Annotated in this window: 24 protein-coding genes; 6 read left to right on the top strand and 18 right to left on the bottom strand. The window is 66.7% G+C overall.

All coding sequences use genetic code 11. The features are described from left to right. Positions 1-19 precede the first annotated feature (19 nt). The 11 genes from JLDANKMP_RS12645 to JLDANKMP_RS12595 form a co-directional block, all read right to left on the bottom strand. Positions 20-979, bottom strand: coding sequence for a cation diffusion facilitator family transporter (locus JLDANKMP_RS12645; protein ID WP_033834272.1), 960 nt, complete (start codon positions 977-979; stop codon positions 20-22). Between the two features lie 69 nt (positions 980-1,048). Further along, the gene (locus tag JLDANKMP_RS12640; protein WP_212561285.1) at positions 1,049-1,621 is read right to left on the bottom strand and encodes an AprI/Inh family metalloprotease inhibitor; all 573 of its coding nucleotides are present in this window, start codon (positions 1,619-1,621) and stop codon (positions 1,049-1,051) included. A 191-nt stretch (positions 1,622-1,812) separates the two neighbouring features. Continuing rightward, entirely contained in the window at positions 1,813-2,070 is a 258-nt protein-coding gene (locus tag JLDANKMP_RS12635) for a hypothetical protein (protein ID WP_005409784.1), read from the bottom strand. Further along, positions 2,067-3,419 carry a membrane protein gene (locus tag JLDANKMP_RS12630; protein WP_012480360.1) on the bottom strand — a complete coding sequence of 451 codons (1,353 nt, stop codon included), beginning with the start codon at positions 3,417-3,419 and terminating at the stop codon, positions 2,067-2,069. Before JLDANKMP_RS12630 ends, JLDANKMP_RS12635 begins: the two co-directional genes overlap by 4 nt. A 20-nt stretch (positions 3,420-3,439) precedes the next feature. Beyond that, entirely contained in the window at positions 3,440-4,579 is a 1,140-nt protein-coding gene (locus JLDANKMP_RS12625) for an SPFH domain-containing protein (protein ID WP_005409782.1), read from the bottom strand. Positions 4,580-4,716: 137 nt separating this feature from the next. Next, complete coding sequence (locus JLDANKMP_RS12620; protein WP_212561284.1) at positions 4,717-6,009, bottom strand: transporter; 1,293 nt, start codon at positions 6,007-6,009, stop codon at positions 4,717-4,719. Positions 6,010-6,055: 46 nt separating this feature from the next. Continuing rightward, a complete protein-coding gene (locus JLDANKMP_RS12615) occupies positions 6,056-6,805 on the bottom strand; it encodes a hypothetical protein (RefSeq protein ID WP_212561283.1) in 750 nt (249 codons plus the stop codon). Between the two features lie 12 nt (positions 6,806-6,817). Next, entirely contained in the window at positions 6,818-7,522 is a 705-nt protein-coding gene (locus JLDANKMP_RS12610; RefSeq protein WP_212561282.1) for a C39 family peptidase, read from the bottom strand. Between the two features lie 99 nt (positions 7,523-7,621). Then, positions 7,622-8,938, bottom strand: coding sequence for a hypothetical protein (locus tag JLDANKMP_RS12605; RefSeq protein ID WP_005409778.1), 1,317 nt, complete (start codon positions 8,936-8,938; stop codon positions 7,622-7,624). 43 nt (positions 8,939-8,981) lie between these two features. Next, positions 8,982-9,599 carry a hypothetical protein gene (locus JLDANKMP_RS12600; protein ID WP_212561281.1) on the bottom strand — a complete coding sequence of 206 codons (618 nt, stop codon included), beginning with the start codon at positions 9,597-9,599 and terminating at the stop codon, positions 8,982-8,984. Next, positions 9,596-10,126 (bottom strand): hypothetical protein, encoded by a 531-nt coding sequence (locus JLDANKMP_RS12595; RefSeq protein ID WP_033834313.1) that lies wholly within the window; start codon positions 10,124-10,126, stop codon positions 9,596-9,598. The genes JLDANKMP_RS12600 and JLDANKMP_RS12595 overlap by 4 nt, the downstream gene beginning before the upstream one ends. Positions 10,127-10,521: 395 nt before the next feature. Here JLDANKMP_RS12595 and JLDANKMP_RS12590 point away from each other — a divergent pair, with 395 nt between their 5' ends. After that, entirely contained in the window at positions 10,522-11,877 is a 1,356-nt protein-coding gene (locus JLDANKMP_RS12590) for a sigma-54 dependent transcriptional regulator (RefSeq protein ID WP_212561280.1), read from the top strand. On the opposite strand, the gene JLDANKMP_RS12585 is transcribed toward JLDANKMP_RS12590, so the two are convergent. From JLDANKMP_RS12585 to JLDANKMP_RS12570, 4 genes are all read right to left on the bottom strand, one after another. Then, a complete protein-coding gene (locus tag JLDANKMP_RS12585; RefSeq protein ID WP_057499415.1) occupies positions 11,878-12,183 on the bottom strand; it encodes a hypothetical protein in 306 nt (101 codons plus the stop codon). It abuts the gene before it with no gap. Next, on the bottom strand, positions 12,176-12,712 hold the full coding sequence (locus tag JLDANKMP_RS12580; protein WP_212561279.1) for a hypothetical protein: 537 nt from the start codon (positions 12,710-12,712) through the stop codon (positions 12,176-12,178). Before JLDANKMP_RS12580 ends, JLDANKMP_RS12585 begins: the two co-directional genes overlap by 8 nt. Positions 12,713-12,780: 68 nt before the next feature. Then, entirely contained in the window at positions 12,781-13,662 is an 882-nt protein-coding gene (locus tag JLDANKMP_RS12575) for a PD40 domain-containing protein (RefSeq protein ID WP_212561278.1), read from the bottom strand. Then, the gene (locus JLDANKMP_RS12570) at positions 13,659-14,699 is read right to left on the bottom strand and encodes a twin-arginine translocation signal domain-containing protein (protein ID WP_212561277.1); all 1,041 of its coding nucleotides are present in this window, start codon (positions 14,697-14,699) and stop codon (positions 13,659-13,661) included. Before JLDANKMP_RS12570 ends, JLDANKMP_RS12575 begins: the two co-directional genes overlap by 4 nt. Positions 14,700-14,790: 91 nt before the next feature. Here JLDANKMP_RS12570 and JLDANKMP_RS12565 point away from each other — a divergent pair, with 91 nt between their 5' ends. From JLDANKMP_RS12565 to JLDANKMP_RS12550, 4 genes are read left to right on the top strand one after another with little or no spacing between them, the layout of a single operon-like run. Next, a complete protein-coding gene (locus tag JLDANKMP_RS12565) occupies positions 14,791-15,717 on the top strand; it encodes a LysR substrate-binding domain-containing protein (RefSeq protein ID WP_212561276.1) in 927 nt (308 codons plus the stop codon). Further along, positions 15,714-16,175, top strand: coding sequence for an AraC family transcriptional regulator (locus JLDANKMP_RS12560; RefSeq protein ID WP_099497459.1), 462 nt, complete (start codon positions 15,714-15,716; stop codon positions 16,173-16,175). Before JLDANKMP_RS12565 ends, JLDANKMP_RS12560 begins: the two co-directional genes overlap by 4 nt. Before the next feature lie 10 nt (positions 16,176-16,185). Next, positions 16,186-16,611: a VOC family protein gene (locus tag JLDANKMP_RS12555; RefSeq protein WP_212561275.1), complete on the top strand. Its 426-nt coding sequence runs from the start codon at positions 16,186-16,188 to the stop codon at positions 16,609-16,611. After that, the gene (locus JLDANKMP_RS12550; RefSeq protein ID WP_212561274.1) at positions 16,608-16,868 is read left to right on the top strand and encodes a hypothetical protein; all 261 of its coding nucleotides are present in this window, start codon (positions 16,608-16,610) and stop codon (positions 16,866-16,868) included. The genes JLDANKMP_RS12555 and JLDANKMP_RS12550 overlap by 4 nt, the downstream gene beginning before the upstream one ends. Here the strand turns inward: JLDANKMP_RS12550 and JLDANKMP_RS12545 are convergent. The 3 genes from JLDANKMP_RS12545 to JLDANKMP_RS12535 all read right to left on the bottom strand — a co-directional run bounded on the left by JLDANKMP_RS12545 (position 16,844) and on the right by JLDANKMP_RS12535 (position 19,981). After that, entirely contained in the window at positions 16,844-17,539 is a 696-nt protein-coding gene (locus JLDANKMP_RS12545) for an HAD family phosphatase (protein WP_212561273.1), read from the bottom strand. The genes JLDANKMP_RS12550 and JLDANKMP_RS12545 overlap by 25 nt on opposite strands. 105 nt (positions 17,540-17,644) lie before the next feature. After that, complete coding sequence (locus JLDANKMP_RS12540; protein WP_212561272.1) at positions 17,645-18,385, bottom strand: DNA/RNA non-specific endonuclease; 741 nt, start codon at positions 18,383-18,385, stop codon at positions 17,645-17,647. A 291-nt stretch (positions 18,386-18,676) separates the two neighbouring features. Next, on the bottom strand, positions 18,677-19,981 hold the full coding sequence (locus tag JLDANKMP_RS12535) for a hypothetical protein (protein WP_249336905.1): 1,305 nt from the start codon (positions 19,979-19,981) through the stop codon (positions 18,677-18,679). A gap of 150 nt (positions 19,982-20,131) precedes the next feature. On the opposite strand from JLDANKMP_RS12535, the gene JLDANKMP_RS12530 reads away from it, so the two are divergent. After that, positions 20,132-21,706, top strand: coding sequence for an alpha/beta fold hydrolase (locus JLDANKMP_RS12530; RefSeq protein ID WP_212561271.1), 1,575 nt, complete (start codon positions 20,132-20,134; stop codon positions 21,704-21,706). Positions 21,707-21,725 lie beyond the last annotated feature (19 nt).

Below are 21,725 nucleotides of genomic sequence, written 5' to 3'. Positions count from 1 at the left end.
AACGGGCGCAGACGCAGTGTCATTCCTGCGCAGGCGGAACGGCCAGTGCGGCCCGGCGGGAGGCATAGACCTCGGGTGTCTGCGGCTTGATGAACAGTGCCACCAGTTCCGGATACTCGCGCTTCACGGCTGATTCGATGCGGGTGATGCACGCCTCGATCTGCGGTGTCTTCCGGTCATCCTCGAACTCGGCGCTGAGCATGGCCACGACCTGTTCGGGGCCCATCTGCATGGTGGTCACGCCATTTGCGCGGCGCAGGTCCGGATCGGTTTCCGCCACGGCCATGATCCGCTCGGCCACGGCCGGGTGGGCCGGCTCACCCACCAGCAGACCCTTGGTTTCGCGTGCGAGAAGAAAGGCGGTGGCGGCAAGCACGCCGGCGATGCACAGCGACGCCACACCATCAAGCACCGGCATGTCCAGGACCTGGGCGGCCACGAGCCCGATCAGTGCGAAACCCAGGCCCAGCAGGGCCGCGCTATCCTCCAGCAACACGGTGAAGGTGGACGGGTCCTTGCTGCGACGGAAGGCTTCGAAGTAGCCCAGTTTGCCCTTGGTACGCCGGAACTCCCGTAGCGCGACCCACCATGAAGCCCCCTCGAACAGGATGGAGATGCCCAGCACGCTGTAGCTCAACGCGTGGTTGGTGGCCGGCTCCGGCCGGCGGATGTGCTGGATGCCCTCGTAGGCCGAAACACCGGCGCCGGCGGCGAACACCAGCAGGGCGACGATGAAACTCCAGAAGTACAGCTCGCGGCCGTAGCCGAACGGATGCACGGGGTCTGGCGCCTTGCCGGCGCGGCGCAGGCCGTACAAGAGCAGGAGTTCATTCAATGTGTCGACCAGCGAATGCACGCCCTCGCTGAGCATGGCCGAGCTGCCGGAGATGCCGGCAGCAATGAACTTGGCGATGGCGATGGCCAGGTTGCCCGCGAGGGCGGCGTAGATGACCAGACGGGAACCGGTGGGGGCAGACATTTCGGCGGCGGGGTGAGGCGGATTCCTGATCTTCCTGATCAGCGCGTGCCTACTGTGTGCACGGTGCGATCAGCGCCCCTTGGGATTGAGGTACAAACGCGCCCCATCCGATTCACGGTAGCCCGTCCAGCGCCCACCGCCGGACGCGCGGAAGCGCCCGAACACGGTGTTGCTGGTGTCGGTGAGCAGCAGCTGATTGCCCGACAGTACCCAACGGTTGGCCGAGAAGAAGCCATCCGGGCAGCCGGCGGGCACGTAGGCACTGTAGCCGCCGAACCACTCGATGTTCTTCAGCTCGATGGAGCAGGTGTTGCCGTTCTCCTGGCCCAGCGTCCAGCTGCCGAACAGATCGCTGTCGCGCACATCGCGGCCGCCACGGTCCCAGTCGTCGTTGTCGTCGTGGAAACCGAAGCCCACGTCGATCTCCTTGCTTTCGCTGCGTGACTCGGACTGCGAGCTGCTGCTGGTGGTGGTCTGGGTGGTCACCGCGCCACTGCTCTGGGTCTGGGTGCTGCTGGATTGCGTGGTCTGGTCGGTGTGGGTGGTCTGTTCGCCGAAGCCGAACGAGGCGTCCTGGGCCAGGGCGGGCAGGGCCAGGCAGCACAACGCGGACAGGCAGGTACGGGCGAGCACGGCAGCCATCGCAGGATCCTCGGAAGGGTGGATCGCGCGAGTATCGAACCGGTGGGGTGGGAGACGGTGTGAGGGTGTGCGCTGGGGCAGCCCAGCGAAGGGTAGTGCCGGCCGCTGGCCGGCTCCCCTTTTGACGCCCAGAGACCGAAGGAATGCCGGCCAGCGGCCGGGCACTTCCAGCAGCCAGGCATCGCCTGGCGCTACGGGTCCGGCTTCACCCTCACCACCCGTTTCCGGTACTCGTACACATTGTCACCGCGGATGCGCTTTTCCTCGGTGCCGGTGACCCGGCCCACCTGCTGGTCCGAACCGGTCACGGGCTGCGCCTCGATTTCGGTCTCGTGCTCGAAGGAATGTGATTTGTCGGTGTTGCGGTAATAGCGGTACAGGGCCCAGTACAGCGCGGTTGCGCCGGCTGGACCTGCCGCCAACAGCCAGAGGCCACTGTCGTCGCTCATGTCGATGCCACCAGGAAGGCAATTGCGAGGGCTTCAATGACGGTGCCGGTGGCCAGTGCCGCCAGCAGCATCTTCCATTGCTGCACGGGCACGCTGCCCATGGTTTCGCCGGTACGGCCGTTGACTGCGATGTAGTGCAGCATGCCGCCGTTCTTTCCGGGCTGGTGGTACGAGTACAACCACACCGGCAGGTACATCGACACCCAGCGGGTGCCATGCACCTCCAGCTGTTCCTGCTCCCAGCGCACGCCACGGTTGTAGCGCTTCACCGAACCTTCCACCTGTGCGCGGGCAATCGACAGCAGCTGGTCTTCCAGCCGCGGCCGCAGCTTTTCCACATCCAGGTTACGCTTCTCCGAAGTGAAGCCGGCCAGATAGGACGCGTTCCACTTCACCGCGTTCTTGGTGTCGAACGGCAGGATGGTGTTGATGATGTTGTTGGTGTTGGCGCGGATATCAAGATTCCCGCGCTCGGCCGAGGATTCCAGCGGCAGGTCATCAACGGTGAAATCGACCTGGCGTTCGACCTGGTAGACATCGGCGTCGTAGAGGGTGCGCTTGTTCTTCTCGCTGCCCACCGTGTACTCGCGCGTCTTGATCTCGCCCTTGCCGGCCACGGCCGCGCTGACATTGCTGTCGACGATCATGTAGGGCAGGAACACGCCCACCACGTTTTCCGGGGTGAACTGGTCCTTGAAGGCCTTCAGCGCGAACATGCGGCGTTTGTCGACGAACTGGCGGATGCGCGCGACCGCGTCGTCCTTTTTGATATGGAAGGGCAGCACTGCATCAGGTACCGCGCCATTGCTGATCTGTTCGTTGACGCCGAACACGTGGCGGCACCAGTGGCAGCGCGCCGTCATCGTGCTTTCGGTATTGACCGTGACTTCGGCGCCGCAGCCGGTGCACTTGAACGTCATCAACGCCGAGGTGTCGGCATCGATGTCGCGTGCGCCGGACGCGATGACGGTGCCGCGCAGCTGGTCGATGGCCTCGCCCAGCCCGAATTCCTCCTCGACCCGCGCGCCATGCCATTCGTGACGGCAGTACAGGCAGACGAGGATGTCGGTGCCGGCCTTGGGCCGGATGTCGGTGGCGCCGCACTTCGGGCAGCGGTTGAGGCCGTCCTTCAGCTCGCTGGCCGAGGTATCGATGGCCACGGGATCGGGCGCTTCCACTTCATCGCGGATCGCCTGCGGCAGCTTCGAAGTGTCCAGCGGGAAGCTGCCGGGCAGGGGAGGGACGTCCTGCGGCGAACCGGGCCCATCCAACGACGCCGCCGGCAGGGGCGGCGGCGTCGCGGGCGCGGATCCGGGCAGCGGCGGTGGGCCGTTTCGGGGATCGGACATGTCGGTTGTGCGTCCTGCTGTTACAGGCCCAGTGCCTTGGCCTTGAGCGCGTCGTAATCGCTCTGGGTGATCAAGCCCAGGTCCAGCATTTCCTTGGCCTTCTTCAGCTTGGCGACCGGATCGTCGGCAGCCGGGGTGGCCGGCTGCTGCATGCCGCCGACACCGAACATGCCCGAGGCCATGCCGACACCGACCAGGCCCGCCGCACCGCCGTTCTCGCCGGCCGACTGGATGCCCTGGGCGACGCTGGCCTGCAGGTTGGAATTGCCGCGCGAACCGGACAGCGCATCGGCGCGCTGCACGGTCTTCAGCAGTTCGCGGGTGTTGGCGTCGTACTCGATCGAGACGATGGCGGTCTTGACGATGGCCAGGCCGCGGTCGGACTTCCACTGGTAACCCTGCTCGACGGCGGCCGACAGGCTCTGCGCGAAGCCCAGCGAGTCCTGCTGCAGCTTGGTGATGCGGTTGCCCTTGCCCGGATCGTTGGTATACAGGCTGAAGGCCGGGGCCAGCGAACCGACCACTTCATTGAACAGTTGGCTGGCAGCGGCGTTGTCCAGATCGGTGAAGTCGAACACCTGGCCCGGCCGCAGGTAGCTGGCCGGTACGAAGTTCTTCACGAACAGGATCGGGTCGACGATCTTCAGCGTGTACGAGCCGCGGGTGATCGCACCGACCTGGGTATTGAGGAAACCGTCGTCCCAGTAGATTTCCGACTGGGTGCCGAAGCGGTTGTCCGGCAGTTCCTTCAGCGAGACGAAGTAGGCCGCCTGCTGCGCGCCCGGCTGGCCGCCGAACTTGAAGCGTTCCCAGCTCTGCTTGATGAAGGTGCTGACCAGGCCGTCGCCAGCGAAGATCGACTGCGAGTTCAGGTCGTCCGAACGCCATTCGTAGCCACCCGGTTCGGCGACGAATGCGGTGATCGCGCCGTCCTGGAACAGCAGCAGGCCGTAACCTTCGGGCACGATGATCTTCGAGCCGTTGGTGATGATGTTGGACGAGCCGCTGGTGTTGGAGCCGCGGCCGGCATTGGTGCCCTGCGGCACCGCCGCGAACAGGGCGGCCGTGGACGGCAGGCCCGCCGGCACGGTGTAGAAGTCCTTCCACTGGTCGGCCAGCACACCGCCAACCGCACCCTTCACCGCCTGTACCAGACCCATGTCCAACTCCCTGTGATTCGAGGGCAGGCACCATGCCTGCCGAGCTGGACTGAATATAGCAGCGGGCAGGGACCGCTGTGGTGCCGGAAGATGAATCCGGGCCATGCCGATGCACGGCGCCGTGCCTGGCGCTGTTGCTACAACATGTACGGAATCTTGAACGCCAGCGTGAAGTCCGGCGCATCCGGGGTCAGCCCGATGCCCAGCAGCGTCACCAGCGTGGTGTGCTGGTTCAACGCATAGGTCACGCCCAGGTTCAGGGATGCCGCATTGGCATCACTGCCGATCACCTTCATCCACTTGCCGCCCTGGAAGCGGGTGGAGGCGCGGGCGCTGATGCGGTCACTGAAGGACAGGCTCAGGCTGGTCCGCTCGTTGAACGCAAAGGCCACGCCTGCGCCGAAGTACACCGAGCCACCCAGCTTCACGTCGCCCGGATTGACCGTGTCCGGATTGCTATCGATGTCGTTGAATCCGCGCGGGATGGAGTGCACATAGCCGATGTTGGCGAACAGGATGGCCGGGTCGGCGGTCTTCACCATCGACAGGCCGAGGTTGGCCTGCCATACGCCGTTGCCCGTGGGCTGCTCGCGCGGCACGGCGAAGCGGATGTAGTCATCGTCATCGCGCTCGATCACCTTCCAGTCCAGACCGTAGGGTGCGCGTCCGGTGGGGGCGGTGACGCCGGCCGTGAGCACGGTCTCCGGGCGCCAGCCGCGTTCGCCGAACAGCCGGTAGTTCGCGCTCAGGCCAATGTCGCCCAGGCCGTTGCCGTCGGTCTGCTCCTGCGCGATGGCGGCTGCTGCACCGCCGGCGCCGCCTTTCTGGTACACGGTGCGCCGCGCCAGGTAGGGCACATCCAGGTTGAGCGTCAGGTTCGGGCTGACGCCCCAGCGGGCCGCCACGTTGTAGGTCAGCGAGTCGGACTCCACATTCTCGATGGCGATATTGCCGAGGAAGATGGCGTCCAACGCGAGGAAGCCGTTGAGGGTGAGCTGCTTGCGGTCGTAGCGTGCGTAGGTGAGGCTGTTCTCGATGGTGAAGCGGCGCGAGAACAGGGCCGATTGCTGCTGCTTCACATCGTCCACGCTGCGCCGCGACTCCTGCCTGGCCTGTTGTGCTTCTGCGGCGGTACTGGCGTAACCCTCGCTGCTCGGTGGAGCCGCGGCGGCCGCTGCCTGCGCCAATGGCGCGGCCGGTGGGGTCGAGGCTGGGCCAACCCGCCCGCCCAGGCGCGCCTGCATGGCCTGCACCTGCATGTCCAGTTCGCGCAACCGCCGCACTTCCTGTGCGTAGTTGGCCTTCAGCTGTTCCAGCTGGTTGGCCAGGGCCTGCACGTCGGCGCCATCGTCCGGCGTCGTCGGTGCGGCAAGGGCGGTGCCCGCCAGCGCCGCCAGCGCCATCGGGGTGATCCTCATAAGGGTGTGCATGTTCGTGTCCTGCGTTGTGGAGCGTGTCCCCCAATGCCGCGCCGTGCTACTGGCCCGGCCCCATGCCGCGGTTCAGCGCAATCGCCTGGGCCACGTTCTGGCTCAACGGCAGGTTGCCGCCTACGGTGTCGCGTACCAGTTCCAGCCGCAGCTGGTTGCTGGCGATCTGGCCGTCACCGGCGAGGGCGATGCCCTGGCCGACGCTGCCATTGCGGATCCACTGCTGTACCAGTCCCTGGCCGTCCACCTGCAGCAGCAGGCGTGCCTGGTTGCCTTCCAGCACCGCCGTCGCGCTGGCGCCGCCCTGCTGCGCACTGACACTGCCTGCGCCATCAGAAAGAGCCGCCGGCACGCCACCCTCGCGAACCGTCAGCGTGGTGACGTTGCGCGCAAGATTGCCATCGCCGGCCACCTGCACGCTCTGCACCAGACCGCTGGCGTTGGCCAGGCCGCTGCTGTCGATGCTGCGTCCGTGGGTATCGGGCAGCGGCGCATCGGCTGCCGTGACATGCACGCTGGGCTGGAAGCTGAGTTTCGGCGCGCCACCGCCACGGAAGTCCATGCCCAGGGTCAGGCCGCCCTGCAGGGTCGTGCCGTTGCTGACCTGCCACTGCGACACCATGGTGACCCCGAACCAGGCGACGTTGTTGCCGCCCACGGTGTAGCGCCCCCGCATCAGGCTCAGCTCCGGATCGGGGATTTCCGTGAGGCCACGCCCGGCCCTGCCGTCTGCGGCCTGCAGGGGCAGGGCAGGGGCCATCAGCAGCAGAGCCATCCATACGTGTTGGCGGAACATGGTCGTACCTCCTCAGAACAGGTCGGCGTGGCTGAAGCCGAAGTCGACCAGTTCGGCATCGGTGATCGGCCCTTGCCGCGCGAAGAGCGCGCGGGCACTGGGCCGTTCGCTGGGTTGCAGAAGAACGGTGTTGCGATCGAAGTCGCTGCCGATCACCACGAAGACCGCGCGCGATGGCCAGGCGGCCAGGAACTCCGGCAGCGCCAGGCTGCGGTCGCCGAGGATCGGGTCAGCCACTTCCACGATGCCGTTGCGCACCTGCTTGAGCACCACGAAATGGCGGAAACCACTCACGTCCATCAGCACCAGTCCTGGCACGCGAAGGGTGCGCAGTCGTGTTTCATCGATGCGGTAGCCCCGGCCACGCATGCCCAGCGATTCCACGTAGCGCTTGATGTCGAGCAGGGAGAAGCCGCGTTCGGCCACCAGCGCTGGATCGGACACCCCCATCATCCCTTCAATCACCGTCGCCTCGTCGGTCTGCAGGTGGTAGGCGTGGCGAAGGATGGTCGCCAGCGCCGCAGCCCCGCAGCTGTAGTCGGTGTGCTGGCGTACCACGTTGCGGTAGCGCCGCTCCTGCATGCTCTCCACCTTCTGCTGCAGCAGCGCGCCATTGGGCAGTACGCCACTGAAGCGCACGTCGCCTGCCCACGCAGGAACAGTGGCCAGCAGCAACAGGCAGGCCAGCAGGCACATCGAAAGACGGCAACGGATCATCACAGTCTCCGGCAGCAGGGGGGAGCCCCTGCCCCAAGGGGGAGGAGGGACAGGGGCTCCCGGGAACCCGGCCATTGGCGGACGGCCGGGGTGTTGCGCTTACTCGCCGCTGCCACCACCGCCGCCGGTGCTGGGCTGGGCGACTGCCAGGGCCAGGCTGTTGGCCTGCAGGTTGCCGGTGCCTGCAGCCACGTTCACGCCGATGTTGCCGGAGGCGCCGGAGAAGGCGCTGCCCGACAATGCCGAGGTGTTGGTGGCGTTGACGTTCACCCAGCGCGTGGTGCTGACCGTGCCGCTGAGGCTGGCATACAGGTCGGCCACGCCCAGTTCGACGAACTGGCTGGTGCCACTCTCACGCGTATCGAAGCCCAGGCCGCCCACCCCCGGCCGGTTGGGGTTCATCGTGGCGTTCTGGATCTGGTTGTCCAGGTCGATGTGGCCGGTGCTGTTGCCACCCGGGTGTGGCAGCTCGCCACTCCACGTATCCAGGTAGTAGTTGGCCATCTGGTAGGCGTTGCCGGTACCGCGGTAGGTGCCCGCGCCATAGGCCAGGGTCAGGCCGCTGACGCCGCCATGCATGCCGACCTGCACGGTATCGGTGTAGGACTGCACGAAGCCGGCGTTGCTGACCGTATTGCCGGTGGAGACCTGGTTGGAGCTGATGCTCGACTGGGCCACCGCCGTGGTCGCGACCGAGGCCGCGAGCGCGTTCTTCTGCTCGTTGTTGTTGCCCGAGGCGATGTTCACGCCGATGTTGCCGGACGCGCCGCCGAAAGCGTTGCCGCCAAGACCTGCGGCGTTGGTGACGCCGGAGTTCATGGTCGCGTTGCCGAAGCCGGCCTGGTTGACGAAAACCTCGGCGTCAGCCATGCCGAAGCTGAAGGACGCATCGGCAGCGGACAACGACGCGGCATTGTCCTGGGCATTGTTGTCGCCGGAAACCACGTTGAAGCCGAGATTGCCCGATGCGCCGGCACCCACGCTGTCACCGATGGACGCACTGTTGGTGACCAGGCTGTTGCTGGTGGCGTTGTTGCTGATCGACTGGCGGTTGTCGATCACGGCAATGGCCGCCGAGTCGAGGTCGATGTCGCCGGTGATGTTCGGATCGCCGGAGAAATTGATGTCGGTGCTCAGCCGCAGGTCCTTCTCCAGGTTCACGTCGACGCCGTGGTTGTTCTTCTCCTTGCGTTCGTCGGCCTGGATGTTGCTGTGCTTCTGCACATTGACGTTGACGGTGCGGTTGCGCACGTCGTTGTCGGTGTGGTTGTGCGTATCGTTGCGGGTTTCGCTGACGGTGTGGTTGTGGTTGATGTTCGCGTTGGCGTTCTGGTTGTCCCAGCCATTGGCCGCAGCGGCGGTCGAGGCAGTGGCAATCGCCATGGCGAGCATGGTCTGTTTGACGGTCGCTTTCATGGTGCCCTCTCTCTCATCAGGTGGTGCATCGGTTGGGTGGTTGTCACGGGCGGTCCTGCACGACCAGGCCCAGTACGTTGGCCGTGTCGTTGCCGTTGCCCGCGATCTGATTGAGTTGCAGGACCCCGTCGAATCCCCGCAGCGCGGTGCTGGCTACACCGGCGCTGCGGGTGCCCGTCGCGACGCCGCGACCGGTGTCGTCCCGCCCCCCTGCCAACGCGGAACCCTCGGCGGCCAAGGCCGTATCGTCGGTTTCGCGTATGCCCTGTCGGGCCAGCGTCGCGCTGACGACGTTGAGCGTCGTGTTGGCGATGCCGCTGGCCTGGTTGATGGATGCGATGCCACTGGCACCGGCCAGCGCGTCACCTCCAATGAATGCAGTGGCCCGCAGCGGCCCGGACAGCACGCGGTTGCGCTGCTGCAGTTGCCGCGCATTGATCGCCACGTCGGCGCGATCGCCCTTGGCGATACCCCGCAGGTTGGCCTGCACGTTGAGGTCGCCGGCGGCCTGGTTCACGGCGATGGCGCCATTCGCCCCGGCCAGTGCGTGGCCGTCGATCCGGGCCACGTCGAGATAGGCGAGCATGCCGCTGTAGTCATCGGCCCGGGTCGCCGAGGGCGCGGCAGCGAGCAGCAGAAGCACGCCGTGCAGGGGCTTCATTTTCCACCTGCCGGGGCCGTGCCCTGCAGCGGGAACTGGGCCAGTGCGCCGCGCACGGTATCGGCGATACCGCGGGTGCTGCTGCCGACCGCACCGAGCGGCCCACTCATGGCGCCCCCCAGGCTGCTGCCGACCATGCCGTCGCCACTGCGGCCCAGCGTGCCGCCCAAGGCCTGCTGGGTGACCCGTTCAACGGTGGTTCCGCCCGGCGCCGCGATGGACGCGGCCTGGCCGGCGCCCATGCCGGCATAGTCCTCATCGCTCAACTCGTCCATGCCGGTCGTCGTGCCGCCGACACCCAATGCGGCGGCGATCTCGCGCTGCGGCTTCGGGTCGGCAATCAGCGCCATGCCCGGTGGTGCCATGCGATAGGCCGGCCGCGCGGAGACGTCCCGCAACAGGACGATTTCGCCCGGTTGTGCCTTCACGCCCTGGCGGGCGCCCGACGCGGACGCGTCGGTGCCAACCGACAGCAGGGCTATTGCCAGCGCTGCGGCCAGGCCGCGAATCAGGGTGGTGCCGTCCATGCCGATCTCCCGCGATGGGTGCGGCGGAACCACGCATCAACCGTGCCAACTCCGAAGCGCCCACGCGCCAACAGGGTGACCGTGCAGCACCTGACCGGGTTGCTGCCATGCTGTTACAGGCACGTCGCGGAATTGTTGGGATTTCGAAGCGCCAAGCACCGCAGGGCAAGGCCTGCGGGCGACTGTCGCATCGGTGTTACAGGTGGCGTCGCCGTCTGCTACGGTGCCGCTTCAGCCAGGAATTTCTTGACGCACTGCTCATTGCGCCGCCGTTTAGGGAAGCGCTAGGATCCGCCCAACAAAGGCCATCCCGGTGGCCGTAGAGGTCCCGGCGGGGGGCGGCACGCCGGTGATTGCCTGACAGTCCGCCGACGGTGTCCGGATGCTGGGGAAGCATGGCAGCGGTCCCGGAGGCTTCTACGTCACGTTGCGTGCTCTGGTTTGGCGAGCCGTTGGCGAACGAGCGCAGTGCGCTGGCGGCAGCGGGCTGGTATGTGCGCAGCATCCATCCCGATCCCGCCATGGCGATTGGCCTGCGCGCGCGCGATCGATTGCTCGCCGTGCTCGATCTGCGCCATCTCGATGCGGTCGCGCTGCAGCTGCTGGCGCCGTGGATCGAGCAGCACCAGCATCTACCCTGGCTGGCGGTACTGCCACCGGGTGCCGGACCCACATCGCCGGCTTGGCTGCCGTTGCTGCAGCGATGCTGCGCGCGCTTCACGCTGCCGTTCGGCCTGCAGGACCTGGTCTGCGCAATGCGCCAGCAGTTCGACGCGGATGATCCGCCTGTCGACGCAACCTGCGCTGGGCATGGACCGCACGCGCTGATTGGCGAAAGCGCCGCGTTGCATGCGGTGCGCACGGTGCTGCACAAGTTTGCGCCGGTGGAGCTGCCTGTGCTGATCACAGGTGAAACCGGTACAGGCAAGGAACTGGCCGCACACGCGCTGCATGCGCTGTCGGGGCGTGCCGGCAGGCCTTTCATTGCAGTGAACTGCGGTGCGATTCCGGCCAACCTGGTGCAGTCGGAGCTGTTCGGCCACGAACGTGGCTCGTTCACCGGTGCCGACAAGCGGCAGATCGGCGTGTTCGAATCGGCCCATGGCGGAACGGTGTTTCTTGATGAGGTGGGCGATCTGCCGGCAGAAGCACAGACCAGTCTGCTGCGCGTGCTGCAGGAGGGAACCTTCGAGCGCGTGGGCAGCAGCCAGCCGCTGCGCGCAGACGTGCGTGTGCTTGCCGCGACCCACGTCGAACTGGAACACGCGGTGGCGCAGGGGCGGTTCCGCAGCGATCTCTACTACCGCCTGAATGTGCTGCGCCTGCTGATGCCGCCGCTGCGCGAGCGCGGTGCCGACGTGCAGCTGCTGGCCGAGCACTTCCTGCGCTGCTTCCGGTTGCGCCACAGCGTGCGTGCACGCGGCTTTGCACCGGCCGCAGTACAGGCCATGCGGCGCTTCGACTGGCCCGGCAACGTACGCGAACTGCTGAACCGTGTGCAGCGTGCAGCGATCATGGCCGAAGGCGAGCTGATCAGCGAGCGTGACCTGGAACTGGGCGCATCGGCGGCGGCCCTGCCCGCGGCGATGCTGCACGATGCACGGGGGCAGGCCGAGCGCGATGTGCTGCTGCAGACCCTGCGCCAGACCGGCTACAACGTCTCCGAGTGTGCGCGGCAGATGCAGATTTCTCGCGTGACGGTGTATCGCCTGTGCCGCAAGCACCGGTTGGAGCTGCCTGCGCAGCGCTGATCAACCGGCCAGGTGCTTGAACAGGCGCAACGGCTTGCCCGCGACGCGCTCGATCACGCCCTTGGCTTCCAGGTCCAGCTGCACGGCCTTCAACCACCAACCGGCAGTGGCACCTGCCGGGAACAGGGCGGCGGGAAGATGTGGCAGCAGTGCCTGTTTTGCCTGCGCAACGGTCAGGCCGGGCGGTTGCGCAGGCAGGGCCCGCAGCAAGGCATGGCGCATGGCGAGATACTTGGCACGATCCACGCGATGGATGTGCCCAGGCGTGGTGATGCTCTCGATCTCGATCCGCTCGGGCTCAGACATGGGTATCTCCCGCGACTTCGATGCGTGGGCTGCGGAAGCCCATGGCGACCCACGCCTTCATCAACCGGGCATAGAACCGCAGCGACCGGGTCTCCAGGTTCGGCACATCGTCGGGAAGGACAGACGCATCAGGAAGATCACTGACCATCGTCCGCATCTCCACGGCGGGTCTTGCCGATGCCGGCCACAACAGGCCATACAGGCTCAGCCAATGGCCGCCGCTGAACTCCAGGAAGAGTGGTGTGTTGCAGCATCCCGCCACGACGCGGCGGCTGCCGCCCCTGCCGGACAACCGCAACGCGCGCAGCATGGCATGCCCGGCATCGATGCTGACGCGATCCTTGCGGTGCATTACGAAATGCGTCTGGCCCTGTGGCCCCAGGACCTGCGGCGCTCCGGGCATCGACTGTAGTTGGGCGCCGGCCCTGCGACAGCTGTCGCAGCAGCATTCGACGGTGGCGATGGGACTGCCGGTGGTGGTCAGGCGCACCTGGCCGCAGGTACAGGCAAGGGATTGATGGGAGGGCATCTGCGTTTTTCTCCTGGGGTTTCATCCTCTCGACGAACCGGGGCGCCGAGAATCGACAACATCCGCCTTCAAGGCCGCATCATCCGATAGCGGATGCGGTACAGGTCCAACCCTGCACCGTCCGCGCGCCGCGCCGAATAGGTCAAGGTGTCGGGTTGCGAGCCATCCAGCATCGCGCCGTAGCTGTCGCCGGAGGCCTCGTTCAAGGGGGAGGGCAATGCAAGGCCCGCGTCATAACGGCCTCCACGCTCGTGGGCAATGAACTGGCGTACCGGTGCACTGCCGAAGTCCAGGGCGCGGGCAAACACCAGCGTCCGGCCGTCGCCCAGGAAGGTGGCATCGAACTCCTGCGCTGCGGTATTGAGGTCTCCCGGCAGCGGCCGTGCCGGCTGCGCCACGCCACGGACCATTGCTGCGACATAGAGGTCATGGCCACCCGCACCGCCTGCGCGATCGCTGGAGAACAGCAGCGTGGCCGCGTCGGGCGAGAGCATCGGCGCGAATTCATCGGCCGCGCTGTTCACTGCCGGGCCAAGATTGACCGGCTCCCCGAATCGACCGTCGCTCCCCATGCTGACCCGGTACAGGTCGTCGCCACCCTGGCCGCCTGCGCGATCCGAACAGAAATACACCACGCGGCCATCGGTGGAAAAGGCGGGATCGAAGTCGCGCCCCGGCGTGTTGAACGGCACCGGTGTCGCCGGCCGCCAGCGCTGCCCATCGTTGCGGGAGACCCAGATGTCATACCCGCCCGGACCGCCGGGCCGGTTGCGGCTGAACCACAATGCGGTTTTTCCGTCCGGGCTCAAGGTCAGTCGAATCTCGTCGTATTGCGTGGATGCAACGCCCGGGGCAAAGCGCTCGGCGGGGCCGACGATCCGCAGCCCCCTGGATGGAGACGCGGGAGGCGACGCAGCAACCAGCAGCATCACGGCCAGCAGCGCCTTCATGCCTGTCGCTCGAAGTCGCTGACCCAGTTGGTTTCCCAACTGCGTCCACCATCGGTCGAGGCCGCCTGTTCCCAGCGCGCCGAACGCGGGGTGATGCGTGACCAGATCACCCGTGTCTGGATTGTTCGACCGTCGTGCTGGTCTTCGCCGAAGAAGCGGCCGACACCGGCCTGGAAACCACCGCGCAGTGGCGCGCCGATCCGGGTTGGCTCCCGGCCATCCAGCCACCAGCTCAGCCAGTGCCGCTCCGCCGCATTCCAGGCGCGGATGCCCATGCCGCGCAGCGGCGCTCCAGGCATGTCCATCAAGTTGTCACCCACGTTGCCGAATCCTCCCAGGACCGGCCAGTTGTGCAGGGTGCCGTTGAACGCGTCCCATGCATCGCTGCCTGCCAGCCGAGCGCGCAGGCGACGATGGCGCACGTTCCAATGGCCCACCAGGAAATCAAAATCGCCCGGTGCATCCGGCAGCTTTGGAAGCGGAGAGGGGACCGCAGCAGTGCGGCGGAACCAGTTGCGCCAGTTCACTTCCCAGTGCGCACCGGCATCGTCGGAGAACGCCTGTTCCCACCACGGCTCCTCGCCGTGGATGTCATGCCAACGGAACCAGACCTCGATGGGGCGCCCGTCGATCCGGTCGGCGCCGCGGAAGCTGCCGGCATCGCCCTTGAAAGCGCCGCGCACAGGGGCTTCGATATGGGCAGGGTTGCGGCCATCGATCCACCAGATCGACCACGTGGAAGACACCGGATCGAATGCGCGCACGCCCAGGCCCCTGTAGGCGCCCGAAGGCAGCGCCATGACGTTGTCATCGATGGTGCCGAGTCCGCCCAGGGTGAGCCAGACCGCGCTGGAACCGGTGAAGGACTCCCAACGGGTATCGCCGACCAGGCGCTCCTTCAGGCGTCGGTGCCGAACCTGCCAGTTGCCCTGCAACCATTGCCAGTCTTTGCTGTGGCTGGGCAGGGCCCACCCGGGGGGCAGCGCCGTAGATGCCGCCGCGGCGGCCAGGGTGGCCAGGAACTGCCGTCGATCCATGTGCGTGATCCCCTGTCGAAGGTGCCTCCATCGTTGCGCTTACCAGGGGGATTGACCACGCAGATATCGGGGCTCAGGCTAAGTCACACTTATGGTCACCCAACGCCAGCTGCCATCGCTTGCCGCCATCCGTGCCTTCGAGGCGGCGGCGCGGCTGGGCAGCTTCGCGCGCGCCGCCGAAGAGCTCGACACCAGTGCGGCATCGGTGAGCTACCACGTGCGGCGGCTGGAGGCCCAGACCGGGATCTGCCTGTTCCTGCGCCACGCACAGCACGTGGAACTGACGGTGGCGGGTGCCAGCGTCGCCCAGGAGGCGACCCGGGCATTCGATGCACTGCGCGCCAGCTTCATGCGCGCCGCTGACAGGGATGCGGCGCGACTGCGCCTGTCCGTGCTGCCGACGCTGGGCACCAGTTGGCTGACGCCGCGGCTGGGCACGTTCCGCGCCCGCCACCGGCAGTTCGTGCTGGAACTGGACCTGTCGGCAGCGCCGCAGGATCTGGCCGCCGGTCACTTCGATGCCGCCATCCGCAATGGCCAGGGCGAATGGCCGGGTCTTCAGGCAACTCCCTTGTTTCCCAGCCTGTTCACACCGTTGTGTGCGCCGGCGCTGCTGCACGAGGCGCGTGGGCTGGGCAGCAGCGCGCTGGAGATTCCCCTGCTCGGGCGGCCGGACTGGTGGGCCCTGTGGTTTGCCGCGCACGGGCACATTCCACCGCCGGCACCGGAGAGTTTCGTCGCGCCCTTTGCCGTCGAGCATCTGGATGTCGGCGCCGCGATCGCCGGGCAAGGCATCGCCATTGGCTCGCCGATCCTGTTCCAGGCCGAGCTGGACAGCGGGCGGCTGGTGCAGGCGCATCCGGGCGTCGCCAGCGACGGTCGCAGCTTCTGGTTCGTGGCACCCACGGCGCGAAATGGTAGTGCCAAGGTCATTGCATTGCGTGACTGGCTGGTCGAGCAGGCCGCTGAGGCGCGGCACGCGGCACGCCACTACCTGGCCCAGGCGGTGGTGCCATGAACCAGAGCCCCGAACTGCTGCGGCGCCTGCTGCGTGCCAAGGACCGGATGGACCGCGCCAGCCATGAGGAATGGCCGGTCGCGCGCCTGGCCGAGGTCAGTGCGGTGTCGCCGGCGCACTTCGCCCGCTCGTTCAAGCAGGCCTTCGGGCTGCCACCGCACCGCTATCTCCTCAGCCGGCGCATCGAACGGGCCGTGGCGATGTTGCGTGAGACCGAGTTGCCGGTCACCGAAATCGCCGCGCAGACCGGGTGGAGCAGCCTGGGTACCTTCGGCCGCATCTTCCGTGACATCACCGGTGACAGCCCGGGCAATGTGCGTGAGCGTGAGCGTGCGGGCCAGGCGGCGTCGGCCAGCGTGCCGGAATGCCATGCACGCGCCGCGCAGCGCCCGGACCTGAAGATCGCAGTTTTGGAGAAGCGCCGCCGCGAGGCGGTTGCTAACGTGGACCCTACCTGAGGGAGGTCCCATGACGAACACTGTGAACACGGTCGGCCTGTATGTGCGCGACCAGGATGAGGCGCTGGCGTTCTACGTCGGCAAGCTCGGCTTCGAAGTGCATACCGACGTACGCAATGGCAGCTACCGATGGCTGACGGTACGCAGTCCGGGCCAGGACGGTTTCCAGCTGGGCCTGTTCGTGCCAGGCCCGCCCACCCACGACGCCGCTACCGCGCTTTCGCTGCAGCAGCTGGTCGCCAAAGGCGCAATGCCGCCGCTGGTACTGGCCGTGGATGACTGCCAGGCGCGCTACACGCAATGGCTGGCACAGGGCGTGGAATTCACCCAGGAGCCGATCGAGCGCTATGGCGCCGTCGACGCCGGATTCCGTGACCCATCAGGCAATGGTTGGAAGATGATCGAAGCCCGTTCCGATGCGAGGCGCCGGCAATGAGCCGCGGTGGCTGGGCACGGCCCGTGCATCGTTGGACCTCGATCGTGTTCACCCTGGCGGTGATCGCCAACTTCGCCGTTCGCGGGCTGGGGCAGGGCGAACCTGCAGCGTGGATCACCTATTCGCCGCTGCCGCCGCTGTTCCTGCAACTGTTCACCGGCCTGTACCTGTTCGCGCTGCACTACGCCGGAAAGCGCCGCAGCGCCGCACTGGCACTGCGGGCTGAGCAGGGTCAGGCGACGGCGTCCACCGCGTAGGCGGCAAGCAGGCCCGGCAGCTGGTCCATGCGCTGGAAAATCACCTTTGCACCCGCAGCACGCAGGGCTTCCGGCGTACTGTGGTGCGGGCCACCCTCACTGAAGCCGAACACGGTGGCGCCTGCGGCAACGCCGGCAGCGGCGCCGGTGACGGTGTCCTCGATCACTGCACAGCGCGTCGGGTCGGCGCCCAGCGCTGCAGCTGCAGCCAGGTACACGTCCGGGTGGGGCTTGGTGCGCGGCATGTCCTGGCCACTGAACACATGGGCACCGAAGGCATCAAGGATGCCGACCTTGCCCAGCTGCAGCTTCACCTTGTGCAGGTCGGCACCGGATGCGCAGGCGATCCGCCCGTCGGTGGCCGCAGCGATCTCACGCACGGCCTCGGGTGCCCCCTGGATCGCTTCAAGGTCACGTTCCAGTGCCCGGTTGCGCTGCTGGCGGAACTCCTCCAGCCATTCCTCGGTGAACGGCTTGCCGGTGCGCTCTGCGATCAGCCCTGCCAGATGGGCCACGGACTGGCCGAGGAAGACTTCACCCGCCTGCGCCGGGGTCAGCGGCCAGCCGCGTGCGGTCAGCATTTCCGAGAGAACGCGGGCGACCAGCGGCTCGGAATCGACGAGTACGCCGTCGCAGTCGAACAGCACGGCATCAAACGGGAAACGGGACATCTACAGCTCCAGGGGGGCAATGCAGTGGTGCAATTGCCCGCCATTTTCCCACAGCCATCCCTGTGTGGCACCCGGACTGGGTGCCACCCATTCCCGGCCGGCCGGTCAGCCCAGGTCACAGCCCGCCGGCTGCGGCCAGGTGCTGGCCGGCAGCATGTTCTTCAGCGAGGCCGGTGCGTTGATCGCGACGTAGCTCGCACCCAGCAGCTCCTCCAGATCGGCGATGGTCACCAGATAGCTGTCGAGGCTGCCCAGATTGGCTTCGTTGGGAATGATCCAGCTGATCGCCTTGGCGGTGCCGGTGTTCGGGTCACGGGTGATGATGGTCTTCCAGAAGAACTCCGGCGTCGGGATGCCGTGGCTGGAAAGGAAGTAGTCGTTGGAGGCGTCGCCGTAGACCACGCCACCATAGACATCCACCGGCGCGATGTCGCGGTAGCACTCGGCCACGTTCTCGGCCTTCACCCAGATGCCCTGGTTGAAGCTGGACACCTGCGGAACGATGTTGGTCATGTAGTTGGCGCGGCGGATGTAGGTCGCGTTGTAGTCCATGTGGTTGGACGTCACCAGATGGCCCCGGTCATAGCCGGACGTGATGCTGGCGTAGGAGGCGGTGCTGGTCTGGCCGAGGCAGCCTGCCGGCAGGTCCGGATCCTTGTAGAAGCTGGACGGGCGCGCGGCCGAACCGGTGTCTGCGGTCAGGGTGTATTCGTAGCGGGTGGCGCTGTGGATGCTGCAGTCGTAGGTGAGCACGAAGCCGCCCTTGTTGAGGGTGACGACCTGGGCCTGGGCAGCGCCGGCGAAGGCACTGAGGACGAACGCGAAGAAGAAGCTTGCAAGGCGCATTGCGGTTCTCCAGCAGAAGTTCAGGGCGCAGCCGTCCGCCACGACCAGGCCGGGGCGAAGTCATGGGAGGGCGTTGCGGGGACGGGTGCTACGGATTGCGGTGGGACCTGACCGCACGGTGGGGCCATGCAGGCCCTGCGGTGTCGCAAGCGTCACAAGCTGTCGCCTTTCGGTCAACGACGAAAAGGCGAAGCTGTGACAGCGCGCAAGCACTGGTGATGTGTCAGATCAGGCGGCGCGTGGGTGACACGCGCGAGTGCTAGGGCGTGGCGGTGCCTGTCGCCGCCAGGCTCAGGGCTGTGCCCGCAACACGTAGTCGCCGCAGCGCGCTCCTGGTACCAGCGACCATCCGGGGGCCAGGCTCAGCGCCCATCCGTGACCCTGCAGGGGCAGTTCGCCCGAGGCAGGCGCCTGCACGAACACGGCCTTCCAGTCGTTCTGCAGCAACGCTCCATCGGTGACCGTCAATGTTCCCCATACGTCGCTCAGCTGCATCGTGGGATACACCGTGCCGATGCCAGGTAGCGGCTGCATGTTGCTGGGGTCGAACTGGATGCGCATGCTGCGAAGATCCAGCCGCAGTACCGGCCCGCTCACGAAGCGGGCCTGGTTGCGTTCAAGCTGTGCAAGGCGCTGCTGTTCGCGCTGCACTTCCGTTTCGCGCAGCGCAGGCCCGTCATAGCGTGCTGCCGTGGTCAACAGTGCAGCTTCGCCGGTGAGTGGAGTGCTGTGCATGCGCTCTGCCAGAAGTGAACCGAGATCGCGGGCGGGATGGCCAAGATTGCGATGCCAACCGGGCGCAACCTGGTCCAGCAGCAGGCCATAGGCCGGGCCGGTCGCGTAGGCGAACGAACGGACGAAGCTGCGATCATCCACATGGGCGCGAAGGTCATGAAGTGCGGCCTCGATGCGCGCAGAGGGCGTTGCGTTGCCGACGAGAACGCCGGTGTACTCGGCCAGGCCTTCGTTCAACTCCAACGCGGCTTCTTCCTGGGCGGCAGCAGGGAAGCGACGGTAGCGCTCAGCACGGAATGCGAGCGCATCGTTCATCGCGTTGCGCTGTGCGCCGGGGTCGGGTGCGGACAGTGCGGCGGCAAGTGCGCGCCATTCCAGCTGCAGCCAATAGCGTCCTTCAAGCGTGTCGAGGTGCTCATTGCCGCCCTCTGCAGGCGCTTCGATCGACAACGCGGGTTGCAGGCGGTGGAACATCTCGTGGGCCAGCAGCGTGCGTCGACGGCTTTCGTCCTGTGGCAGCGGCCAGAGCAGCTGCGTCCAGCGGGTGCCGGACCATTCGACGGCGGTGTTGGCGATGATCGCGTCCGGCGGAAGCTGGCCGATGAAAACCTCTCCACGTGCCTGCAGGTTGCCCTGTGCATCTGCATGGGATGCCGTGACCCGACGGCTGGTCCGGTCCACCAGCATCATCGGCCCACACAGCGACGCTCCCCAAAGTCGACCGTTGTCGGCCTGGCACAGCGTTTGCGCCTCTTCGAAGACTGCGCCAGCGGTTACGTCGGACAGCGCAGGATCCTCCGCGGACACGGGGCCAACGGCAACCAGCAACAGGGCGACAAGTGAAAGCGGCGGGGGTCTCATTATCCATCCGTCCTTGGGAAGGTCCCGTCATAGCATCGATTCAAAGGTTGCGACAGTGCAGCAACGTCATGCTGCGTCGCAAGGTGCCACCCACCATTCGCACTGGTACGGTCCGATCCGTTGCACCACCACCGACGGGGAGAGACCACGATGCGCAAGGTAGTGCTGCTGTTGATCCTGCTGACCGGGCTGGCGCCCACCGCTTGGGCGGCCACGGTCAAGACCACCCATCGCACCATTCCCAGCTGGGATGGAACGCCTCTCGGGGCCTTCGTCATCGAACCGCAGGACGCGGGCAGTGGACGGTATCCGCTGCTGGTGATGCCCAGCAGCTGGGCCGTGCCCAGCGTGGAGTACGTGGGCGTGGCGCAGTCGTTGGCCCGCCGCGGCTATGTGGTGATCAGCTACAGCTCGCGTGGTTTCTGGGAGTCCGGCGGCAGCATCGACATCGCCGGGCCGGCCACGGTCGAGGACGTCAGTGCACTGATTGACTGGGCGCTGGACAACACCCGCGCCGACCCGTCACGAATCGGCGTATCGGGCATCTCCTATGGGGCCGGCACCAGCCTGCTGGCGGCCGCACGCGATCCGCGCATCAAGGCAGTGGCTGCACTGAGTGGATGGGCCGACCTGCAGGCCTCGCTGTACAGCAACGACACCCCCAGCGCACAGGGCATCGCGCTGTTGGTTGCCGCAGGCCTGGCCACCGGTCGCCCGGGACCGGAGCTGTCCACCATCAATCGCAATGTGCTGGTCGGCAACTACCAGGGCGCGGTGGACTCGCTGTTGCCGGTGGCGGCGCAGCGCAGCCCCGGGGCCAGCATCGACGAGATCAACGCCAACCAGCCAGCGGTGTTCCTGGCCAACGCCTTCAACGACAGCCTGTTCCCGCCGGGCCAGCTGGTCGATTTCTTCAACCGCCTGAAGGGCCCCAAGCAGCTGCAGTTGCGCCATGGCGATCACGCGCTCAACGAAGCCTTTGGCGCACTGGGTGTTCCCAACGAGGTCTACGATTCGGTGGGCGACTGGTTCGACCATTACCTGAAGGGGGTGGCCAATGGCATCGACCGGCAGCCTGCGGTGCAGCTGAAGTCGCAGAAGGGCAGCTGGAGCCACTATCCGGATTGGCAGGCTACCCGGACGGGCGCGGTGAGCTACGGGCTGACCGCGCCGAGCGGGCTGTTGCAGCCCACCGGTGGACTGGTGGCGAACGGTGGCGGCACCGGCTGGAGCTACCGCATCGGCAGCGGCCTGCTGACGGCCGCCAACTCGGGCGTGGTGATGGCGTCCGGCGCGCTGCAGATGATCAACCTGCCACCGGGCGCCTATGTGCCGTTCGTCGGGCGCAACGCCGCGGGCGTCTGGCAAGGGCCGATCTACTGGAGTGCACGCCGGCTGGATGGCGCGCCGGAAGTGCGGATGACGGTCACGCCAAGCCGCGCCGACACCACGTTGTATGCCTATCTCTATGCCGAGGACGTGCTGGGCAATGGCCAGCTGATCAGCCACAAGCCCTATACGCTGCGGGGTGCCACGCCGGGGCAGGCGAAGACCATCGACCTGCGGCTGGAAGCCAGCAGCTGGGACGTGCCGGCCGGCAGTCGCCTGACCCTGGTGATGGACACCGTGGACCTGCGCTACGCAGGCATCAGCCAGTTGGGTGGCACGGTGACCTTCAGTTCACCGGCGAACGCGCCGTCGATGCTGAAGCTGCCGCTGCATTGATGGAAGGCCGCGCCCGTTG

Source organism: Stenotrophomonas sp. PE591, from assembly GCF_018320795.1.
Lineage (GTDB): Bacteria > Pseudomonadota > Gammaproteobacteria > Xanthomonadales > Xanthomonadaceae > Stenotrophomonas > Stenotrophomonas maltophilia.
This window is presented reverse-complemented; position numbering and strand designations above follow the sequence as displayed.